Raw genomic sequence first — 19,604 nt, 5'->3', positions numbered from 1 at the left:
GTGCGGCTGCTCCTCACCACCCTGCTGGCACTCGTCATCGCCACCGCCGTCGGCCTCGGGCTGACCTACGCGACGGCGACGCGCGGCACCGATCTCGGCACGCTGAAGATCGCGCCTGGACGGCGCGGCCGAAGAACGGCACCTCCGACGTCGACCCCTATTCGCGCGCCACCATCGCGCGCAGCGGCGAGCTGCCGATCGGCACCGGCGATGGCATCGCGTTCTCGGCAACATCAGACGACAAGAACAAGCCGCTCGACGGCCGCTGCGACATCGTCGTCAGCGGCGTGACGCCGGCGGCGCGGTTCTGGACACTGACGCTGTTCGACCGCAAGGGCCACCTGGTCGCGAATTCGCTGCAGCGCTACGGCTTCACCAGCCAGGAGATCATGCGCGCCTCCGACGGCACGTTCGAGATCCACATCGCCTCGCGTTCACGCGCCGGCAACTGGCTGCCGACCGGCGGCATCGAGCGCTACGCACTGATGCTGCGGCTCTACGACACGCCGGTCGGGGTCGCGACCCGCACCCAGCGCGACGCGCCGATGCCCTCGATCGCAACGACGGGCTGCCCATGATCCGCGTGCTGTTCACCATCCTCGCAGGCGTGCTGCTCGGCGGCGTGGTGCATCTCGTCAGCGTGCTGGCGCTGCCACGCATCGCCTCGCAGGACGCCTATTCGCGCCTGACGCCGATGACCAAGCTCAACGAGGTGACGCAGCTGCCGCTGGCCGACCCGAGCCACTCGCCGATGCCGCTGATGGATCCGGCCTTCGCGGTGGCGATCTGCCGCTACGATCTCTCGACCGGGCCGCTCAAGCTCACCGTGCCGGTCAGCCAGGCCTACACGTCGGTGTCGTTCTACACCCGCAACGAGGTCGCCTATTACGCGATCAACGACCGCTCCGCCGGCAAGAAGGTGATCGAGCTCGACCTGATGACGGAAGCGCAGCACAACGAGCTGCCGGAGGACGAGGAAATCACCGCCGCCGACCGGCTGATCATCGACTCGCCGACCTCGACCGGCCTGATCCTGCTGAAGGCACTGGCGCCCGAGCCCGGCCTGATGCCGCAGGCGCAGGCCTCGCTCGCGGCGTCATCCTGCAAGGTGCAGGCCGAGCCGGTCGCGGCCAAGCAGGAAGCCCCGCCGCCGCTCCCCGCGCCGGCTCCGCCGCCCGCGGCACGCAAGCGCTAGCCGGTAACCGTCAGTTTCGGGATGGCGCCGAGCAGCGCGACGACATCCCGCTGGCTATGTGTTCCCGTCTTGGCAAACACCGCTTTGACCTGGTTGCGGATCGTTTCGCGGCTTAGCCCGTGAAGTGCCGCGATATCACCGATCGTCTGTCCCTGCACGATGCCGCGGGCAACACGCGCTTCGCTGGGAGAGAGATCGAAGAGTCCGCGAATGAGCGCAAGGCTCGGGGCTTCAGGTGCCGTGACCGGGGTCACGATCAGGATGCCCACCGCCCCATCGAAAACATCGCGCGCTTCGCCGGGCATCGACACCAGATGAACAACCACGCGGTCCTGATTGTCTGCGCGGCACGCTGCAAAGGAATGCACGGCCTTCTCAAGCGGCGACCCCAGCTGGGACAAACCGGCACGCAGGAGGGTGTCAGCCGCGGCGTCCCTCATCGCGATACGGTCGCCGGGGAGCCAGCGCAAGACGTCCGTCATCCCTTCGATCAAGGCGTTCGCCACCAGAACACGTCCGGATCGTTCAATCGCCAACGCCGGCAAATCGACGAGCGCCAGAGCCTCGGTCGCCGCCTGCATCCGCGCCAGACGCCAGCGCGTCGCCAGCAGGCTCGCCCGCGCGAGATGGGGACGAAACCGGTCGAGAAAATCGAGATCCTGCCGCGAAAAAGCCGGCTGGCCTGCGAGTCTTTCCATATGAAACACGACGAGCTCGCCGGACGGACTATGGACGGCCGTCGCGCAGGCGTGCTCGAAACCCCACTTCTTGTTCCACTCCGTCCGATACGGATCGCGTTCCCATTCCTCCAGCGTGAAGACGTCTTGTTCGCTGACGAAACCAGGGTGATCCCGTGCCAGCAGTCTCGGAGTCGTCTCAGTACGACTGGCAATGCCCTCGCTGATGAAGGCCGAGAATGCCTCTTCGATCGATGGTGACGTCACCACGCCATTCCAGACACCGCTCCACCGATCGGTGCCCGAGCTGATCATCACCATGCCATGGGCGCCGCCGGCATGCGCGATGTCTTCGAGAACGTCCGGCCACAGGTCTGGAACGACAGCAGCCTCATGGATCCGGTCCACGATGCGCTCGAAGTCAATGTCCGTCATTGCCACCCCTACCTGCCCCAAGACAATCGACGTCAAACAAGGAGCCGGCGCAACTCCGCCCAAATACTGGCATCTCCATCGCTCGAATTTCAATTGGCAAGGTGGACGCAACGATCGCGCCAGGATCGCAGCAAACTCTACGACGAAGGTCGAATGCGGACCGCGCGGTCAAATCAGAGAGCGAGCGCGTGCCGGCCGCAACGGCAGGTCTCGTAGTCGACGGGGTCGTGGCTGTTGACGATCTTGACATCGGAGCCATGCGCGGCCTTCAGCTGGCGCAGCCGCTCCTGGTTCTGGATGCGCGTCGCGCGATCCATGTCGGCCCGGCGCTGGAACAGACCGAGCACCAGCGGGATCCGCGGCCTGGCGTCGAGCTGTGCATGGTGGAAATAGGCATCGCCGGCGTGCAGCAGCCATCTATCCTTGTCGCGCACCACGATGCCGCAATGGCCGAGCGTGTGGCCCGGTAGCGGGATCATCAGGATGTCCGGCTCGCGGTCGCCGAGCGCCCGCACACCCCTGAAGCCGAACCAGTCCTCGCCGCCGGCACCATAGAACGCCCAGTCCGGCCCGTGCTTCCACTGCGCCGTGATGTAGCGTCCTTCCGGCGGCGTCACCTGATGCGTCACCGCCATGTCGTACTCCCTGCGATGGACGTGCACCTTGGCCTTCGGAAAGTCCGGCACGCCGCCGGCATGGTCGCGATCGAGATGCGTCAGCAGCACGTGACGCACGTCGTCGGGCGAGAAGCCGAGTGCCGTCACCTGGCGGACCGCGGTCTCGGCCGGATCGAGCCGCGGCGTGGTCTGCCGCACCCATTTGCGCCCGAGCCGCGGCGGGTCTGCGATGTCGCCAAGCCCGATGCCGGTATCGACCAGCACCAGGCCGTCATTGCTCTCGACCAGCAGGCAGTGACAGACCATCCGCGCCCGCTGGAAGATGCTGCCGCTGCCGTTCACGAGCCGCCTTCCGATCGGGCACATCGTGCCGGTGTTGAGATGATGAATGCGCATGACAAATCCTCCGCTGTGCCAGGCGCAGACTTGCCACTCGCATTTCCATAGGTAAAATATTGTCTTTCTATCGATACGATAGGACATTCCTATGGATATCCGCGAACTCCGCTATTTCGCCGCGGTCTACCGCGAGCGCAATCTGACCGCTGCGGCAAAGCGCTGCTTCATCTCGCAGCCATCGATCTCCGCGGCGATCACCAATCTCGAGGCGGAGCTCGGCACCACGCTGTTCATCCGGCACAAGAAGGGCATGGCGCCGACGGAATCAGCCGCGCAGTTCCACGGCATCGCCCGCAAGATCATCGATGAGGCGGACGCGGCGCGAAACCTGTTTCGCAAGCCGGCGACGAAGCAGGCGCTGACGCTCGGTCTGTTGCGGACGCTCGATCAGGCTCGGACCATCGCCCTGCTCAAGCCGCTGACCGGCAACGCCGATCTCGCGCTTCGGCTGGTCGGCGCCGGCCAAAAGGCCGACGCGCGGATCGTCGCGAGAACCATGATCGCGCCCGGTGAGCACTTCATCCCGCTGTGGAGCGAGCGCTATGTCGCGGCACTGCCGCCGTCGCATCCCCTGACCCTCAAGGAGACGCTGCGGACCAGCGACTTCGCCGGCGTTCCGATGATCGATCGTTGCCACTGCGAGCAGCAGGAGTTCTTCAAGCGCACCGCACCGCCGCGCAAGCCGGTGGCGATCGCGGAATCGGAGGAGTGGGCGATGGCGCTGGTCGCGGCCGGGGTCGGCGTCGCGATCGTCCCCGAAGGCGTGGCACGCGGCAATCCGGACGTCGCGGTGCGCGCGATCGATGTCGACGTCACGCGCCAGGTCGGCCTCGCCTACCCCTCGGCCCATCCGCCCTCTGATGCGCTGAAGGCGTTCATTGCGAGCCTGCCACGGCAGGCGAGCAGTCGCCGCACCAGTTCCAGGAAGATGAAGCGGGCTAGCCCTTCGTCACCACGGCCTGGCCCGTGACCGGTCCCGAGACCAGCGGCGCATTGGCGGTGAGCCGGGCGAGTTCGTTGATCTGGCGTTCGGCATCAGCAGCCATGCCGTCAGGCGCCTGGATCACCAGCCGCTCCAGCGCCCAGCGATAGGACGAGATCCGCCGCTCGAGGGCCTGCTGGACCCACTGCACGATCAGCGTGTTCTCTTCCATCCGCGCCACCGCATCGGCCCGCTCGCGCGGCGACACGTCCGCGATCATGTTGAGGCTGGCACTGCGCTTGCGGTCGAGCTCGATCACCTGGATCGCCGTCGCGAAGAACGGCTCGAACCGGGTGATATCGTCGCGGACCTGGTCGATCAGCAGCGAATAGCGCGAGGCGAACGAGCGATGCGGCTCGTCGATCAGGTTGCGGCCGTACGCGGTGCGATCGAACACCGCCTTCTGCCGCCACGGCGAAGGCAGCGGCTGGTAGTCGCCGAACACGCTCTTCCACGCCGGACGCGACAGCGGCGGCTCGACGAATTGATAGGCGAGATCGCGCAGCTGGCGTTCGTGTTCGGTAAGCTGAAACTGCGAGGCGTTTTTGCCGATGCTGCCGGTCGCCTCGGCGCCCATCCAGCGATGCATGTCGTCGTTGCGGAAATCGGCCCGGGTGCGGCCGAAATCGCCGCCGCTGCAGCCCGCGAGCGCCGAGCCCGCGACCAGCAGGATCAGCGTCGGGAATGACCGCCAAGCGGCGGTCCGCTGCGCAGGCGCGGGCATTGCACGCTATCCGCGATCAGGAGCGCCGTCGGCGACGGCGGCCCTGCGCAGTGCCCTGCTCCGGTCCGCGACCACCGCCGGTCTCCTCCGTCGTTCGTTCGATCCGCACGACGGGAAGGATCAGCACGGTCCCCATGCCTTCGCCGGCAGCACCGGCCGTGCTCGGCCGCCGCGCAGCCGCATCCGCCGGAAACTCAACGATGGTGCCCATGTTCCGTTCTCTCTGGCCCCGCACGGACATGATTTGCCCCGCGCTCACCGAGTTAAGAACGGGCATGGTTAATGACATCTTAACGCTAAGGCATTGATCAGGCTGTCTTTTGGTCCTGGCGCATCCGCAAGACTACGGACGGAGGAGAGGAGACTATGATCACCGGATCGGAGATCATCTCACTTGCCGCCCCGGCGCGCCGAGCTGAAGACACGGCTGCATTCCAACGGCATCAACACCTCGGCGATGCGGCGCGCCGCGCGCCAATCACCGGTATCGACACGATGATCGAAAGCCCGGACGGCGAACAGTCTTCCAGCTCGAGCGGGGCAACCGTTAATCAACGGCCGCTATCCCCGTTGCTCGCCCCTTGATTGCAATGATAGCGTTAGTCGTTTGCTGCCAGGTACTACCTCATGAAGCTTTTTCAGGTGCGCTCGCCTTAATTCTTTCTCTTGGGCCCGCCCAGACTTAACGGCCCAAGGTCAGGTGACGGCTGACGCGTTTTTCGCCAGTCCAGACAACCAACGTCGGATCGGTAAGGCCAAGTTATCAAGTTCAACAGGCGACACTTCCCAAAATGGCTTGGCTAATTTCGGGCTCGTGGCTAACAGCAAAGCGCGCGAAACTATATCCAGCCGTGTTCCTGATAGTTGGCGCATTCGTCTTCGTGGCGAATGTTTTGGTCGCGCGTGGCAACCTTGGCTTCTACGACAAGCCAATAGGCACGGACTTCGCGAGTTTTTGGACCGCTTCAAACTTCGTCCTGACGGGTAATGCTGCAGACGCGTATCATCCGCTTCAGCATCATGCTGCCCAGACAAAGCTCTTTGGCAAAGAAGTCGAATACTTCGCATGGCTGTACCCACCAACGGCGCTTTTGATGGTGGCGCCACTGGGTCTCGTGCCCTATTTGCCATCCCTTTTCTGTTGGCTCGCCGCAACAGGAACGGCCTACGTTGTGACAGTCAGGAAATTCATTCCCGCGTCATCGGAGGCGCTCGTCCCGATTTTGGGATTTCCAGCCGCTCTTCTCAACGCAAGCCACGGTCAAAACGGCTTTCTTTCAGTCGCGATCATTGGATCTGGTCTGCTTCTATCCGAGCGACGACCCGTTCTGGCGGGAGTCATTCTGGGGTGCATGCTTTATAAGCCGCAATTCGCGCCCATGCTGGCTGTTGTAATGCTGGCACGCAACAACTGGAAAATGGCCTTAGGCGCGGCCCTCAGCCTCGCAGCGCAGATTGCAGCAGCCACGTTGCTGTTCGGACCGGAGATTTGGTCCAACTTCCAATCAATTCTTCCTATGACCAAGGCCATTCTGGAAGAACAGATGATCGGCCTCGGAAAGATGCAGAGCGTGTTTGCCGCTGCACGACTCCTTGGTGCAGGGGTCAACCTGGCATACGCTGCGCAAGCAGCGGTGGCGATCTTCGCGGCGGCGCTACTGTGGCTCATCTGGCGCGGTAAAGCTTCGCTATCGTTGCGAGCTGGAGCTGCAGCGACCGCGATGCTGTTGAGCACTCCTTTTGTTTTGGACTACGACTTCGTACTTTTGGCGTTGCCCATCGCAGCACTGACAAATGAGGGATTGAAAACCGGCTTCCGCCCCTTTGAAAAATCCGCACTCGCTGCGGCTTGGGGCCTGCCCGCGATCGCCAGGCTCGCGGGCATGTACTGTGGTGTTCCGTTAAGCCCAGAAATCGTCTTGCTTCTGTTGGTATTGATCTGGATCAGATCATCTTCCCCCGACGCTCTAGCGGGCGGATCATCGTTGATCTCCAGCGCACTGGTAGAGTCGCAGCCGCAAGCACCAGCGCAATCGCGCTGACCCAACCGAGCGCTTTATGCCGGTTTCCCCTCTTCGCGAGGTTAATGACATCTTAAACTGCCGATACGGACGGTTACGGATATGGCGCTGTGCCTCAATAGACACGCGCAAATTCGAGCGTTCGGCTTCACGGCTTGTTTTCCTTAACTGCGTCTTAAAACTGCCTGCGTAGGCTCGCTGCCACAGGGTTTTCAAACCGAATCTTACTGGCAAGTCGCGTACGCCGAGATGAGCGCAGCTCCGCTATTTCCTGGTTTCGATGGGCTGATGACGCTCTCCCGCCGCGAGGGTGTCGACATCCGTCCCACTTTGCTGCGTGTCCTGACCGACCTCTATGTGCAGGCCAGCGCACACTCCGCCGATGAAGAGCGCCAGTTCGTCGAGCTGACGTCGCGGCTGATCGACGAGGTCGACGACGCGACCCGCGCCGCCGTCCGCGCGCGGCTTGCGATCTATCCGGCAACGCCCGCCGGGATCATGGACAAGCTCGGGCTGCGACGCACCGGACCGGACCAGCCGGTGCCGGCGGCCGCGCCGATTGCCGCGCCCGCAGCGTCAACGCCGCCGGCCAGGATTCCGACCGAGGCCGAGCAACGGATGGCCGCGAGCCTTGCGATGCGGCCGAACGATGCCGCCGAACTCTCCGACATGTTCTTTGCCGCCGGCGTAAGGGAGCGCGCGCAGATCCTGCACAATCTGCAGGCGACGCCGCTGAAGGCCGCGGCACGAATTCCGGCGGCACGCGCCGCACGCGCGATCCATATCCTGGAGATGGCGGCGTTTGCCGAGGACCTCGACAACTTCACGCTCGAACTCGGTGAAGCGCTGATCCTGCCATCGCGGATCGCCGCCGACGTCGTCAACGATCCCGGCGGCGAGCCGCTCGCCTGCGCGATGCGGGCGCTCGACGTATCGAGCGCAGCGTTCCAGCGGATCCTGATGTTCCTCAATCCGGAAGCCGGCTCGTCGGTCAACTATGTCTACCGGCTGTCGCGGCTCTACGATCGCCTCGGCGAGCGCTCGGCGCTGGTGATGCTGGCGGCCTGGCGCGGCTCGACCATGGCGGTGGCTCGCAACAAGTATCGCTCGGCGCTCTATGATGACGAGCGACATCGCGTGCGCACGGCATCGTCGCCGACGCGACCGGCGGTGCAGCCCGGCAGCGCGCCCGCTATACGCAATCAGAAGTCTGGAAGCTAAGGCTCGGCCAACTTAGCTTTGTTCGGAGCATGGACTTGTTCACGCGGCAAGCTTGTCGCGGTGCCGCCGCCACCCGTTGATTAACTCAGGCTGGCGAACGCAGCCGGCGTGAACTCGGCGATCTCGCGACCTTGCCGTACTTTCTCAAGCCAGGCGGCATCCTGCAGCAACGCGCGTCCGACCGCGACCAGGTCGAACTCGCCGCGTTCCAGCCGCCTCAGCAGCCCGTCCAGCGGCGTGGATTGGGCGCTCTCGCCCGCAAGAGACGCGTACACGTCACCGGACAGGCCAACGGCGCCAACGGTTATCGCGGTGACTCCCGTAAGCTTCTTCGCCCAGCCCGCAAGGTTCAGTTCCCGATCGATTTCGGGGAAAGCGGGCAGCCAGAACTTCGGCTGCGAGAGGTGGAAGGCATCCGCTCCAGCGTCGACAAGGACGGAAAGCCACTGTTCCAGCGCCTTCGGCGTCGCGGCCAACTGTGAACTGAAGTCTTTCGGCTTCCATTGCGAGAGGCGGAGAATCACCGGGAAGCCCGAGGCCACCACCGACCGGATTGCGTTCAGAATCTCGACCACGAAGCGAGAACGCTCGATGAGCGTCGAGCCACCGTATTCGTCGTCGCGCAAGTTGAGATGGTCGTAAAAGAACTGATTGATGAGATAGCCGTGCGCCCCCATCAGCTCTATGCCGTCGAAGCCGAGCCGCTCGGCATCCATTGCCGCCTTCGCGAACGCGTCGATGATGTCGGCCACGTCGGCCTCGCTCATCGGTCGATTGACGCGCTCGCCTGTCACTGAAAGCCCCGGGGGACTTTCATAGGGCGCAGGGGGTGTCCAGTCGGGCACCGCGCTCGAGACCTTATGCCCCACATGAACCAGCTGCGGCACGATGCGCCCACCTGCCGCGTGAACCTCGTCCACCACTTTCTTCCAGCCAGCCAGTGCCGCCTCGCCGTAGAAGCGGGGCATATCGGGCTCGTTGAGTGCAGCCGGACGACCAACCCCTGTTGCCTCCGTGATGATGAGACCGACACCGTTCTCTGCGCGGCGCCGATAATAGCCGGCGACCTCGGCGGTGGGTACGCCGCCCGGAGACCTGGACCGCGTCATCGGAGCCATCACGACACGGTTCGGCAGATTGAGAGCGTTCAGGCGGTAGGATCTGAACAGGACGTCAAGGCTGGACATGGGATGTTTCCGGGGCGCGAGAGACAATCGACCAGAGTGCACTGATGCAAGCCGTCATCAGGCGTTCGCTCGCCTGATCGTCTGAGATACGCCGGCCGACTCACGCGGATGCGCTCACCGGCTCGGCCCTTGGCAGCGTACCTAGGGTCACAGATTGCTGAACGGGACTACGCTTTGCTCGACAACGGCTGTGCATCGGTGCACCACACCGATCGACCGCAGCTTCGTTTGGCCACGTCGCGCGATCCCAAAGGACTCGACGAGATCTGGTCCGATCATGAGGTCGTTGGATGTCGGGATTTGCGCCGCCGCCGTGGAGCAAGCGGCCATCAAATGCGCCTTGCTTCCCCGGCAGCCGAGGCTGCGCCTAGGCCTTCGCCAGATCGAGAAAATGCCGCCCGGCGCGGTCTTCAGTCTCGACGATCCAGCGTCGGGATCGAAGCGGAGCTCCTTGGTCAACCGCTCCTCGACCGACGGCTCGGACACCGGCTGCGGCGCGGTCGCTACGAACAAGCGCTCGACCGGACGGCTGTCGTCATAGACCGTCTGCGGCGCCGGCGCATACAGCATCGCGTTGCCGTCCATCAGCGCCACCTTGACGAACACGGCGCCGGCTTCCTCGGCGCCCTTCTTGCGGACCGCTCCGAACACGCCTTCGGTCTGGCAGCGGCGCAGATACGCCGCCACCCATATGCTGGTTTTCAATCGCATGCGCCGACCTATAGGCCAGCGGCGCGGCCACGTCCAATTGTCACAGATGATGTCACGGAGCGGCGGGTTGACCGATACAATGCTCGCCCATATCCTTGCATCTGCGGTGCAAGCCGCACCCGGGTCCACGGGAAGGGTTGAACCCACTTGCACCAAATACGCGGCCAACCAAGCCTTTGTGCAGCCGGTTTTGTGGACCATCGGCGATGATGCACGGAGGTTGCCATGAACCGATCGCCCGCGCGATTGAATCTCGAACATCTGAAGAAGCAGGCCAAGGAGCTGATCCGCCTTTACCGGCGGCAGGCGCCGGAGGCTTACGCCCGTTTTCGGCAGGCGCTTCCGGCGGCGGCCGGACGCAGCGACGCTCAACTCGACGCACTCGATCTGCGGCTCCATGACGCGCAGTCCTGCGTGGCGCGCGATCTCGGCTTCGCCTCATGGCCCGACCTGCGGCGCTATGTCGAAGCCCAATTGCCGCCCGGCAAAAGCAAGGCCGACCGCGTGCGGCGATGGCTGCAACTGGTCTATGCCGCTGATGTCGCCGGCACCAGCGATCGCGCGCACCCGCGTGTTGCGATACGGGTGCTCACCGAGGATCCAGGTCTCGCAGCCGACGATCCCTATCTCGCTTGCGCTATTGGCGACGAGGAGACACTGCGGCGCACCGCTGCCCATGATCCCACATGGGTCAATCGTCCCGGCGGACCTCTAAAACTACCGCCACTGGTCGCGGTGACGCATTCGAGCCTTCTGCAGACTCCGGAGTTTCGGGCGCAGCTGCATCGCTGCGCGCGCCTGCTGCTGGAAGCCGGCGCCGATCCCGACCAGCGCATCAGCAGCCGCTGGCCGCCAGGATCGCTCGACGCGCCCGACGACAGCAATCCGCTGTCGGCTCTATATGGCGCCGCCGGGCAAAACCACGATCTCGAGTTGACCAGGCTGTTGCTCGAAGCCGGCGCCGATCCGAACGACAATGAATCGCTGTACCACTCGCTCGAGGGCTCCCTGACGACAGGCGTGCTGCTCGAACATGGCGCGCGGATCGCCGGCACCAACGCGATGTACAAGGTGCTCGACGACGAGAACGTGCCGGCGCTCGAATTGCTGCTCCGGCACGGCGGCAATCCGAACGAACCTGCCCGCAATGCGCCGCTGACTGATTGCGGCTCACCGTTGATGTGGGCGATCCGGCGACGGCGGTCGCGGAAGTGCATTGCGACCCTGCTCGACGCCGGCGCTGACCCGCACGTCACGACGCCGGATGACCTCAGCGCCTATCGCTACGCCCTGCAATTCGGCCTGACCGAAGTCGCGGAATTGCTGCGCGAGCGCACTGGTGAGGAGATGCTCGCCGATGACGAGCGGTTCGTCGCGGCGTGCAGCAGCGGCAACGCGATCGAGGCGCGGCGGATCCAGGCCGGCCGGCCCGATCTCCCGGCTTCGCTTTCACCACAGCAGTTGCGGCTGCTCCCCGAACTCGCCGCGGCGGGCGGCGACGAAGCGGTGCGGCTGATGGTCGAGCTCGGCTGGCCTATTGCGGTGCGCGCCGGCGACTGGGATGCGTCGGCGCTCAATCACGCGGTGTTCCGCGGCAACGCCGGGCTGACACGCTTCCTGCTCGAGCACGGTGCCGAGTGGACCGAGCAGCACGGCTTCGGCGACAACGCGTCCGGCTCGCTGTCGTGGGCCTCCTGCAATGAACCGATCGGCGGCGGCGATTGGGCTGGCTGCGCGCAGGCGCTGCTCGATCACGGCATGCCGCACGCCACACCGGATCGCGACGATCCGGAATGGGTGCTGCTTGCCGGCCGCAAGAAGCTGTTCTCGGACGAGGTCAGGGACGTTCTGCTGGGCGAAGCAGTCTGAGGCCAGTTCAACGCGAAGAAGAGCCGTCGTGGCCGGATGACACCCGGCCATGACGAGAGAAAAGCACTAGTCGATCGGGTGCCCGATCATCGTGCCGAGTTCGCGCACCAGACGATCGGACATCTGGCCGGTCACCGGCAGCTTGCGGGCGCGCTCGAACTTCGCGATCGCGTGCTGGGTGTCCACACCGATCGTGCCGGTCGGCTTGAGCTGGCCGTAGCCATACTCCGTCAGCGTCCGCTGGACCGCGGCGATGCGTTTGCCGGCCGGGCTCAGATGTGCGGTCGGGATCGGCGCCGGCGGACGCATGACGCTGGATGGCGCGGCGGCCGGGGTCGGTGCGGCCGCCGGCGGCGCGGCGGTCGACTTCAGCACCAGGTTGGCCATCGGATCGACCTGCTTGGCTTCAACCGGCTTCGGCTCCGGCTTGGCTTCAACGGACCTGGTCTCGGCCGGCTTGGTCTCCACCGGCTTCACGTCGACCGGCCTGGACGGCTCCATGGCAGCCGGCTCGACGGATCGGGCGGCAGCCTCGGCGGGACGCGGGCGCGGCATCGGGCTGGCGGCCGCGACAGCCGGAGGCGGCGGCGGCAGCGTCACCACCGAGCCGCCGAACATCGGTGACGGATGCCGGCCGGCCTGCAGGAACAGCGCATTGATCAGGATCGCAACGATGGCAGACAGGGCCAGCACGCCGGCGATCAGGTCCTTCGGACTGTGCAGCAGCAAGCGCAGCACGAGGCCGCGCTCTTCCTCGGCCGCGATGGCCACTGCCTTGGCGCCGCGCCGACGGCGCGGCTTTTCATCATCGTCCAAAGTCTGTCTAGGCACTCTTCTTCACCTGATGGGTTTGCTCTTGGAGACCGGATCGCAGCGCGGGCTTCAGCGTCGAGACATTGCTGGCCGGCTCGACGGCGGCCGGCGCAGTGAACGCCAGCGGCAGCGCAACCGACACGATGGTGCCCTCGCCCACCTTGCTCTCCACATTCATCTCGCCATTGTGCAGACCGACCAAACCCTTGACGATCGACAGGCCGAGGCCGGTCCCTTCGTGGCGGCGCTGATAGGTCTTGCCGGCCTGGAAGAACGGATCGCCGAGCCGCTTGAGATCGTCGGCGGCGATGCCGACGCCGGTGTCCGAGACCCGCAGCAATAGTCGCGATCCCTCGACGCCGGCCGACACCGTCACCTTGCCGCCGCGCTCGGTGAACTTGATGGCGTTGGAAACCAGGTTGAGCACGATCTGCTTGAAGGCGCGCGGATCGCCGTTCACGATTGGCAGGTCGTCGGGCACGCGGGTGACGAGGTCGACGCCGCTCTCGCGCGCCTTCAACGCCACCAGATTGCAGCAATTGAGCAGCGCCGGCCGCGGCGCGAACGGCTCAGGCGAGATCTCGAAATTGCCGGACTCCATCTTCGACATGTCGAGGATGCCGTTGACGACCGAGAGCAGATGCTGGCCGGAGTCGTTGATGAGCTGGGCGTATTCCTTGCGGCGCGCCGCGTCGAGCCCGAGCACGTCTTCCTGCGCGATCATCTCGGAGAAGCCGATGATGGCGTTGAGCGGGGTGCGCAGCTCGTGGCTCATGGTGGCGAGGAAGCGCGTCTTCGACGCGTCGGCCTGCTCGGCCGCGTTGCGCGCCTGTTCGAGCGCCTGCTCCTGCACCTTGCGATCGGTCACGTCACGCATCACGGCGACGACTTCCGCGTCGGCCGAGCTCTGGTCGAGCGCGCGGCAGCGCATCTCGACCCAGATGAATTCGGCGGCAGCCTCGCCCCGCGCACTCTCTCGGCGCACCCGGAACTCGACGCTGCGGGACTCGCCGCGCGCGGCGTCCGACAGCGCGGTGAGATAGGCCGGGCGATCGGCGACATGCACGCGGTCGAACAGGCCGTGGCCCGCCAGCCGCGATGCCGGCACGCCGAGCATGAGCTCGGCCGCGGGCGAAATGAAGCGGACCGCGCCGTTGCGGCTATGCCGCGACAGCACGTCGCTCATGTTATGCGCGAGCAGGCGGTAGCGCTCTTCCTCGACATAAAGCAGAGCCACACTGGTGCGCGCCAGCGATTCGGCGCCGAAGGCGAGCCCGGCGGCATAGAAGATCGCCGACACCACGCCGAAACCGGCCAGCGTGCCGTTTGACGCCACCGCGGGATCGACGGCCGGCAGCACGTGATAATGTGCAAGCACGCTGAGCAGCGCGGCACAGATCATCGCCAGCGCAAACGCAAAGGCGACCACGCGCCGCGACGCCGACAGCGCCGCCTCGATCGGAATCACGACGAGCCACACCGCGGCGAACGACGCGATGCCGCCGGTCGACGCCGCGACCATCATCACGAGACCAGCCAGCGCCAGCGACGACAGCACATGGGCGCCCTCATAGCGGCCGGTGCGCGACAGGAACCAGGACAGCAGGATCGGTGCGATCAGCCAGGCGAACGCCGCGACCTCGATCGCCGTCGGTGCGCCGCGCATCGCCAGAAAGGCAGGGAACGAAGCCAGCGCCGCCAGGCTGCCGAGCAGTCGCGGCGCCATGAAGGCACGATGGCGCGCACGCGTCAGCGCATCATATTGCGCCGACGGATGCAGCAACGCATCCAGGCAATCGCGGATCAGACTCAAACTACTCACAGCACTCGCGCTTCGGCTCAATCGTCAAGACAGACGCGCCGGAACGCCTCCTTCGTGATTGCAGGTCAACGTGTCAGAGCGAACTTAAGCGAACGCTAAGGCGGGGTGGCCTGCCGCCAAACACCGTGCATTGGCGAGGCTTCGAGGCTGCCATTCACCGCTCATTTGTCAGGGATGGTGAACGGCTGGTTTCCGGGCGCGACCAGCTATGGTTTCGAAATGGTGGACGCGGCGCAGCCGCGGTCTCCGGCAGCCAAAAGCCGCCATCAATCGAAAATTTACGGCGAATCAATTCAGGCGAATTTTCCGCGATTTTTCGGCGGATTTACTTCAATGCAGATACTTCCGATTTATCGACCGATGCTAACTCTGAGGCAAACAGCGGCATCGACCGCGAAGAAGCAAAAGACAAGATAGACGACCGGGATCGCGCCATGTTCTTCCTGCTGCGTTTGGCATTCTGGCTCGGGCTTGTGCTCGTGCTGCTGCCGAGAGACAAAACACCAGAAGCCGACAAGACGCCGCAGATCAGCGCGTCGGACGCGGTGTCGGCCGCGACCGCGACGATCAACGACATGGGTCAGTTCTGCAAGCGTCAGCCGTCGGCCTGCGAAGTCGGTGGCCAGGCTGCGACCGCGATCGGCCAGCGCGCGACCGACGGGGCGCGCAAGCTTTACCAGATGATCACCGACAAGAAGCCCGATCACACCGGATCCATCGGCAACGACGATACCGATCAAGCCTTGGCATCCCGCGACACGCTGACTGCCGACGACCAGGCGATCGAATTCCACCCGCCGCCGATGCCGTGAGCACGGGTACCGGTTCGCGCCAGGAAAACACGTCAAAACCGCAGGGAACCGGTTCCATTTTCATCGCTTTCGCGGCCCGCCTTCCTATATAAGCCCCTGAGGACAGGACGCGGGCCACGATGACGACGATCGACGAAATCAGGGACAATTTTGCGCTGCTCGACGAGTGGGACGACCGTTACCGCTACGTCATCGAGCTCGGCCGCACGCTTGAGCCGTTGTCGGAGGCGGAGCATTCGGCCGAGAACAAGGTGCAGGGCTGCGTCAGCCAGGTTTGGCTGTCGAAGCGGATCGAGCGCGATGCCAATGGCGAACCGCGCCTCATCTATATCGGCGACAGCGACGCCCACATCGTGCGCGGCCTGGTCGCAATCGTGCTGACGCTGTTTTCCGGGCACACGCCGCAGCAGATCCTCGACACCGATGCGCTCGCGCTGTTCGACGAATTCGGCTTCCGCGACCATCTGACGCCGCAGCGCTCCAACGGCCTGCGCTCGATGGTCGATCGCATCCGCAACGATGCCCGCGAGGCGCTGGCGTCCGCCGCGTAGGTGTTACTTCCGCTTCCGCGCCTGCTGGCCGAGGCCCATCTTCTTGGCCAGCTGCGATCGCGCCACCGCGTAGTTCGGCGCCACCATCGGATAGTCGGCCGGCAGCCCCCATTTGTCGCGATACTGCTCGGGGGTCATGTTGTACTGGGTGCGCAGATGGCGCTTGAGCGACTTGAATCGCTTGCCGTCCTCGAGACACACCAGATATTCCGGCGTGATCGACTTCTTCATCGACACCGCAGGCTTGGCCGGCTCGCTCGGCATATCGCTGCGGCCGCTCGACACCCGCAGCAGCGCGGCATGGACCTGACCGATCAGGTTCGGGATGTCCGAGGCCGGCGTCGGATTATTGCTGAGATAGGCCGAAACGATGTTGGCGGTCAGCTCGACCGGCGTTTTGCCTGATGTATCGGACATGGCTCAACCTTCCCCGTGCTCTCGACGGCGCGGCGCCGCACGCCGTTCGGGCAGTATCCGCGCGCAACAATACATCAACAGAATCGCGTACTACTTCGCGAATATGAGCGGATTACAGAAAATCTGACAACAACAGCCGTGTCTTAGACTTCGCGCCGGCTGTTCGCAAGTATTGCCGTAGATCTACGGCCTTTGCTCCAGATGCGAGCGGAGCTCGTCGATCGAGGCAAACCGCATCATACCCTCGGGCATCTGCGCTTCGATCGATCCGTCCGAATAGAGCGAATAGGCCATGCCGTCGACGACGCCCGACTTGAGCACGGTCACCGGGGGCTGCTCCTGCGGCGGCGGCGGATGGCCTGATGACGGCGACGCGGCCGCCGACTGCGCCTCGCCGAAGGTCGATGGCGCCCGTGGGCCGCGCCGCGGCGCGACGTCGACCGACCTCGGCCGATCGGCCTTGGGCCATGCGTCGTCGAACGTTGCCGGCGCGGGGTCGGCCGCCGCGGCGGGACCCGGACGCAGTTCCGCCGACAGCAAATCCGGCGTCAGCGGCTCGGCAGCCCGTGCCTCGGTCCGCTCACGCTCCTTCCGCGAGGAGGAGAACAGCAGGTTGCGCCGCTTCGGCGGCGCGCTGCCATCCGCAGGCGCTGTGCCCGGCGCGGGCGGCGATGCCTCGGCTGGCGCACTGCGCGTGGCGAGTTCGTCGTGCCAGGGTGGCGGCGTCGCGCCCGCGGCCGGCGGGACCGGCGGGGGTGCGGCGACCTTCGGCTCACGCGGCGGCGGGAACACCGCATCGTCAGGGGCATTGCGCGGGGAAGTTGCAGGCGGAAGCTCAATCCTGGCGCCGGCGGCACCCGGCTCGAGCCGCGCCGCGATGACCTGAAGTTCCCCGAGCACGGCGGCAAGCGCCAGCACGATTGCGCCCGTGCACACGCCGGTCACGCCCGTCGTGATCAACGTACCGCCGACGCTGAATTCCTTGTTGGGGATTCCCAAGCCGACCGCCGCCAAGCCCACCACAACCAGGCCCGCGCCGACGACCAACAGACCAACCTTCATTGAACTAACCCCCGGAAGACCCGACCGAAAATCGGTGTGGGCCACCAACGCCACGATACCGTCATATTGCCCACACCGCCAACCGCCAATTGTAGGCAGAGTTCCCTAAAATCCCGCTTAACCGCGCGAACGCGCGTCGTCCTCGCGGGTCACATCGCGCCGCCCCGGCACCCGCTTCCGTAGATTTACTGGCTACGAATTGCTGCCAATTTATTGCAACGCATCTGGGAAATTACGCCACAATTACCAATTACTCGGAAACGGAACTGCGCTATGGATGCCGGGGAATGAGGCCCTAAAGCGCCAAACTGGGCCACAGGCACGCCGGTACCACTAGCTATGTCATCGATCACGACGTCTGCCATCGAGGCGCCTGCGCGGCGCTCCGTGGAGAAGACCTGCGACGATCTCGCATTCCTCGTCCTCGGCGTGGTCGCGGTGGTCGCCGGCCTCACTTTCCGCGATTACGGTCTTGGCTGGGACGATTACACCCACGCTGAATATGCCGACCTCCTGCTCCGCATGTACGGGTCCGGCTTTAAGGACACCGGCGCGCTGTCGTTTGCCAACCTCTATATGTACGGCGGCGGCTTCGACATGGCGGCCGCCCTGCTGCACAAGATCATTCCGCTCGAATTGTTCGAGACGCGCCGCCTGCTCGGCGCCGTCGTCGGCGTTATCGGGCTTGCCGTAACCTGGCGCCTGGCGCGGCGTGTCGGCGGCCCGCTGGCGGGACTGGCGGCGCTGCTGCTGCTGGCGCTGTGCCCGACCTTCTACGGCCACATGTTCATGAACCCGAAGGACGCGCCGTTCGCCGTGGCGATGATCGTCCTGATCCTGGGTCTCGTCCGCCTGTTCGAGGAATATCCGGCACCGTCGCCGCGCACGATCCTGATCGTGGGCCTGGGTGCCGGCCTGTCGATCGGCTGCCGCGTGCTCGGCGGCCTCGCTTTGATCTACGCAGTGATCGGCTTCATCCCGCTCTTCATCGAGGAAGTCCGCAAGCAGGGCACGCGCGAGGCGACCCACCGCTTCGCCCATGTCGTCTATGTGCTGCTGCCGGGGCTTGTGCTGGGCTATCTCGTCATGGGCCTGATCTGGCCGTGGTCGATCATGGAGCCCGGCCATCCGCTGGAAGCGGTGACCTATTTCTCGCACTTCTTCGAGAAGCCGTGGAAGGAGATGTTCGACGGCGCGCTGGTGTCGGTGCCGGACATGCCGTGGTCCTATCTGCCCACGCTGTTCGCGTTGCAGCTTCCCGAAGTGCTGCTGGTGCTGCTGACCGCGGCGGTCATCGCGACCTTCATGTCGCTGTCGCGCAACGATGTGACCGCGAAGCGCAAGTCGATCATGCTGATGCTGACGCTGGCGGCGACGCTGCCGCTGGTGATCGCGATGGTGAAGCGGCCGGCGCTCTACAACGGCATCCGCCATTTCATCTTCGTGATTCCGCCGATGGCGGTGCTCGGCGGCGTCGCGTTCGCCCGCGGCATGGACTGGCTCGGCGAGAACCGCCGCGCCTGGCAGCCGGCGGCGCTCGCGGTGTTCGCGTTCGGCCTGCTGCTGCCGCTCAGCGAGATGATCCGCCTGCATCCGTACCAGTACACCCACTTCAACCACATCGCCGGCACGGTACGGACCGCCGACAATTTCTTCATGCTGGACTATTGGGGCCTGGCGCTGAAGCAGGCCTCCGACGGGCTGCGCGAGCAGCTGGCGGAGCGGCAGGAAGTGCCGCCGCAGAACCGCAAGTGGAAGGTCGCCGTGTGCGGACCGCAGCGCCCCGCGCAGGTCGCGCTCGGGCCCGACTTCACGATCGGCTGGGACAGCAATGCCGCCGACTTCGCGATGACGCTCGGCGAGTTCTACTGCAAGGGTCTTGCCGCGCCCGTGATGGTCGAGATCAAGCGCGACGACGTCGTGTTCGCCCGCGTCTACGACATCCGCGGCCGCAGCATCTCGAGCCTGCTGGCGATCCCGGCGCCGTAGCGCAAAGCACGTTCGTTACGCTCCTGCCCATTTCCGGAGCATGATCTCCCGGATCGTGGGCCAGCCGCCGCATGCTGACATGACTGTCACGCCCTTACGC

18 protein-coding genes and 2 pseudogenes are annotated in these 19,604 nt (G+C 65.1%); 10 read left to right on the top strand and 10 right to left on the bottom strand.

What is annotated here, in order from left to right; translation table 11 throughout:
* A pseudogene (locus ALC15_RS04730) lies at positions 1-578 on the top strand (DUF1214 domain-containing protein).
* On the top strand, positions 575-1,195 hold the full coding sequence (locus ALC15_RS04725; RefSeq protein ID WP_050626276.1) for a DUF1254 domain-containing protein: 621 nt from the start codon (positions 575-577) through the stop codon (positions 1,193-1,195). Before ALC15_RS04730 ends, ALC15_RS04725 begins: the two are co-directional and overlap by 4 nt.
* On the opposite strand, the gene ALC15_RS04720 is transcribed toward ALC15_RS04725, so the two are convergent.
* Together ALC15_RS04720 and ALC15_RS04715 are read right to left on the bottom strand one after the other, a co-directional pair.
* Positions 1,192-2,307 (bottom strand): helix-turn-helix transcriptional regulator, encoded by a 1,116-nt coding sequence (locus ALC15_RS04720; protein ID WP_050626275.1) that lies wholly within the window; start codon positions 2,305-2,307, stop codon positions 1,192-1,194. The genes ALC15_RS04725 and ALC15_RS04720 overlap by 4 nt on opposite strands.
* Positions 2,308-2,480: 173 nt before the next feature.
* A complete protein-coding gene (locus ALC15_RS04715) occupies positions 2,481-3,320 on the bottom strand; it encodes an MBL fold metallo-hydrolase (protein ID WP_050626274.1) in 840 nt (279 codons plus the stop codon).
* A gap of 91 nt (positions 3,321-3,411) precedes the next feature.
* Here ALC15_RS04715 and ALC15_RS04710 point away from each other — a divergent pair, with 91 nt between their 5' ends.
* Positions 3,412-4,293, top strand: a complete 882-nt coding sequence (locus tag ALC15_RS04710) for a LysR family transcriptional regulator (RefSeq protein ID WP_050626273.1) — start codon at positions 3,412-3,414, stop codon at positions 4,291-4,293.
* On the opposite strand, the gene ALC15_RS04705 is transcribed toward ALC15_RS04710, so the two are convergent.
* Positions 4,262-5,029: a hypothetical protein gene (locus ALC15_RS04705; RefSeq protein WP_050626272.1), complete on the bottom strand. Its 768-nt coding sequence runs from the start codon at positions 5,027-5,029 to the stop codon at positions 4,262-4,264. The genes ALC15_RS04710 and ALC15_RS04705 overlap by 32 nt on opposite strands.
* Before the next feature lie 16 nt (positions 5,030-5,045).
* Complete coding sequence (locus ALC15_RS04700) at positions 5,046-5,240, bottom strand: hypothetical protein (protein WP_050626271.1); 195 nt, start codon at positions 5,238-5,240, stop codon at positions 5,046-5,048.
* 155 nt (positions 5,241-5,395) lie between these two features.
* Between ALC15_RS04700 and ALC15_RS43090 the strand changes: the two genes are divergently transcribed.
* From ALC15_RS43090 to ALC15_RS04690, 3 genes are all read left to right on the top strand, one after another.
* Positions 5,396-5,614, top strand: coding sequence for a hypothetical protein (locus ALC15_RS43090; protein WP_128089431.1), 219 nt, complete (start codon positions 5,396-5,398; stop codon positions 5,612-5,614).
* 266 nt (positions 5,615-5,880) lie between these two features.
* Positions 5,881-7,071 (top strand): glycosyltransferase family 87 protein, encoded by a 1,191-nt coding sequence (locus ALC15_RS04695; RefSeq protein WP_210168577.1) that lies wholly within the window; start codon positions 5,881-5,883, stop codon positions 7,069-7,071.
* A 267-nt stretch (positions 7,072-7,338) separates the two neighbouring features.
* Positions 7,339-8,271, top strand: a complete 933-nt coding sequence (locus tag ALC15_RS04690; protein WP_094193669.1) for a DUF2336 domain-containing protein — start codon at positions 7,339-7,341, stop codon at positions 8,269-8,271.
* A gap of 80 nt (positions 8,272-8,351) precedes the next feature.
* On the opposite strand, the gene ALC15_RS04685 is transcribed toward ALC15_RS04690, so the two are convergent.
* Together ALC15_RS04685 and ALC15_RS04680 are read right to left on the bottom strand one after the other, a co-directional pair.
* Positions 8,352-9,458: an NADH:flavin oxidoreductase gene (locus ALC15_RS04685; RefSeq protein WP_050626268.1), complete on the bottom strand. Its 1,107-nt coding sequence runs from the start codon at positions 9,456-9,458 to the stop codon at positions 8,352-8,354.
* A 367-nt stretch (positions 9,459-9,825) separates the two neighbouring features.
* A pseudogene (locus ALC15_RS04680) lies at positions 9,826-10,169 on the bottom strand (DUF1491 family protein).
* Positions 10,170-10,394: 225 nt separating this feature from the next.
* Here ALC15_RS04680 and ALC15_RS04675 point away from each other — a divergent pair.
* Positions 10,395-12,038, top strand: a complete 1,644-nt coding sequence (locus ALC15_RS04675; protein WP_050626267.1) for an ankyrin repeat domain-containing protein — start codon at positions 10,395-10,397, stop codon at positions 12,036-12,038.
* Between the two features lie 66 nt (positions 12,039-12,104).
* Here the strand turns inward: ALC15_RS04675 and ALC15_RS04670 are convergent, their stop codons facing one another.
* Both ALC15_RS04670 and ALC15_RS04665 read right to left on the bottom strand, forming a co-directional pair.
* Positions 12,105-12,854, bottom strand: a complete 750-nt coding sequence (locus tag ALC15_RS04670) for a peptidoglycan-binding domain-containing protein (protein WP_050626266.1) — start codon at positions 12,852-12,854, stop codon at positions 12,105-12,107.
* A gap of 7 nt (positions 12,855-12,861) precedes the next feature.
* Entirely contained in the window at positions 12,862-14,673 is a 1,812-nt protein-coding gene (locus tag ALC15_RS04665) for a PAS domain-containing sensor histidine kinase (protein WP_050626265.1), read from the bottom strand.
* Between the two features lie 434 nt (positions 14,674-15,107).
* Between ALC15_RS04665 and ALC15_RS04660 the strand changes: the two genes are divergently transcribed.
* The gene (locus tag ALC15_RS04660) at positions 15,108-15,485 is read left to right on the top strand and encodes a DUF5330 domain-containing protein (RefSeq protein WP_050626264.1); all 378 of its coding nucleotides are present in this window, start codon (positions 15,108-15,110) and stop codon (positions 15,483-15,485) included.
* A gap of 119 nt (positions 15,486-15,604) precedes the next feature.
* Positions 15,605-16,036 (top strand): SufE family protein, encoded by a 432-nt coding sequence (locus ALC15_RS04655; RefSeq protein WP_050626263.1) that lies wholly within the window; start codon positions 15,605-15,607, stop codon positions 16,034-16,036.
* Between the two features lie 3 nt (positions 16,037-16,039).
* On the opposite strand, the gene ALC15_RS04650 is transcribed toward ALC15_RS04655, so the two are convergent.
* Positions 16,040-16,453, bottom strand: a complete 414-nt coding sequence (locus tag ALC15_RS04650; protein ID WP_050420182.1) for a Ros/MucR family transcriptional regulator — start codon at positions 16,451-16,453, stop codon at positions 16,040-16,042.
* Positions 16,454-16,636: 183 nt separating this feature from the next.
* Entirely contained in the window at positions 16,637-17,515 is an 879-nt protein-coding gene (locus tag ALC15_RS04645) for a hypothetical protein (RefSeq protein WP_050626262.1), read from the bottom strand.
* 339 nt (positions 17,516-17,854) lie between these two features.
* Between ALC15_RS04645 and ALC15_RS04640 the strand changes: the two genes are divergently transcribed.
* On the top strand, positions 17,855-19,504 hold the full coding sequence (locus tag ALC15_RS04640) for a glycosyltransferase family 39 protein (RefSeq protein WP_050626261.1): 1,650 nt from the start codon (positions 17,855-17,857) through the stop codon (positions 19,502-19,504).
* The last annotated feature ends 100 nt before the right edge of the window (positions 19,505-19,604 follow it).

It is taken from the genome of Bradyrhizobium viridifuturi (genome assembly GCF_001238275.1).
GTDB classification, from domain to species: domain Bacteria; phylum Pseudomonadota; class Alphaproteobacteria; order Rhizobiales; family Xanthobacteraceae; genus Bradyrhizobium; species Bradyrhizobium viridifuturi.
Note: the sequence above shows the minus strand (reverse complement) of the source record. Positions and strands in the feature narration are given on the sequence as shown.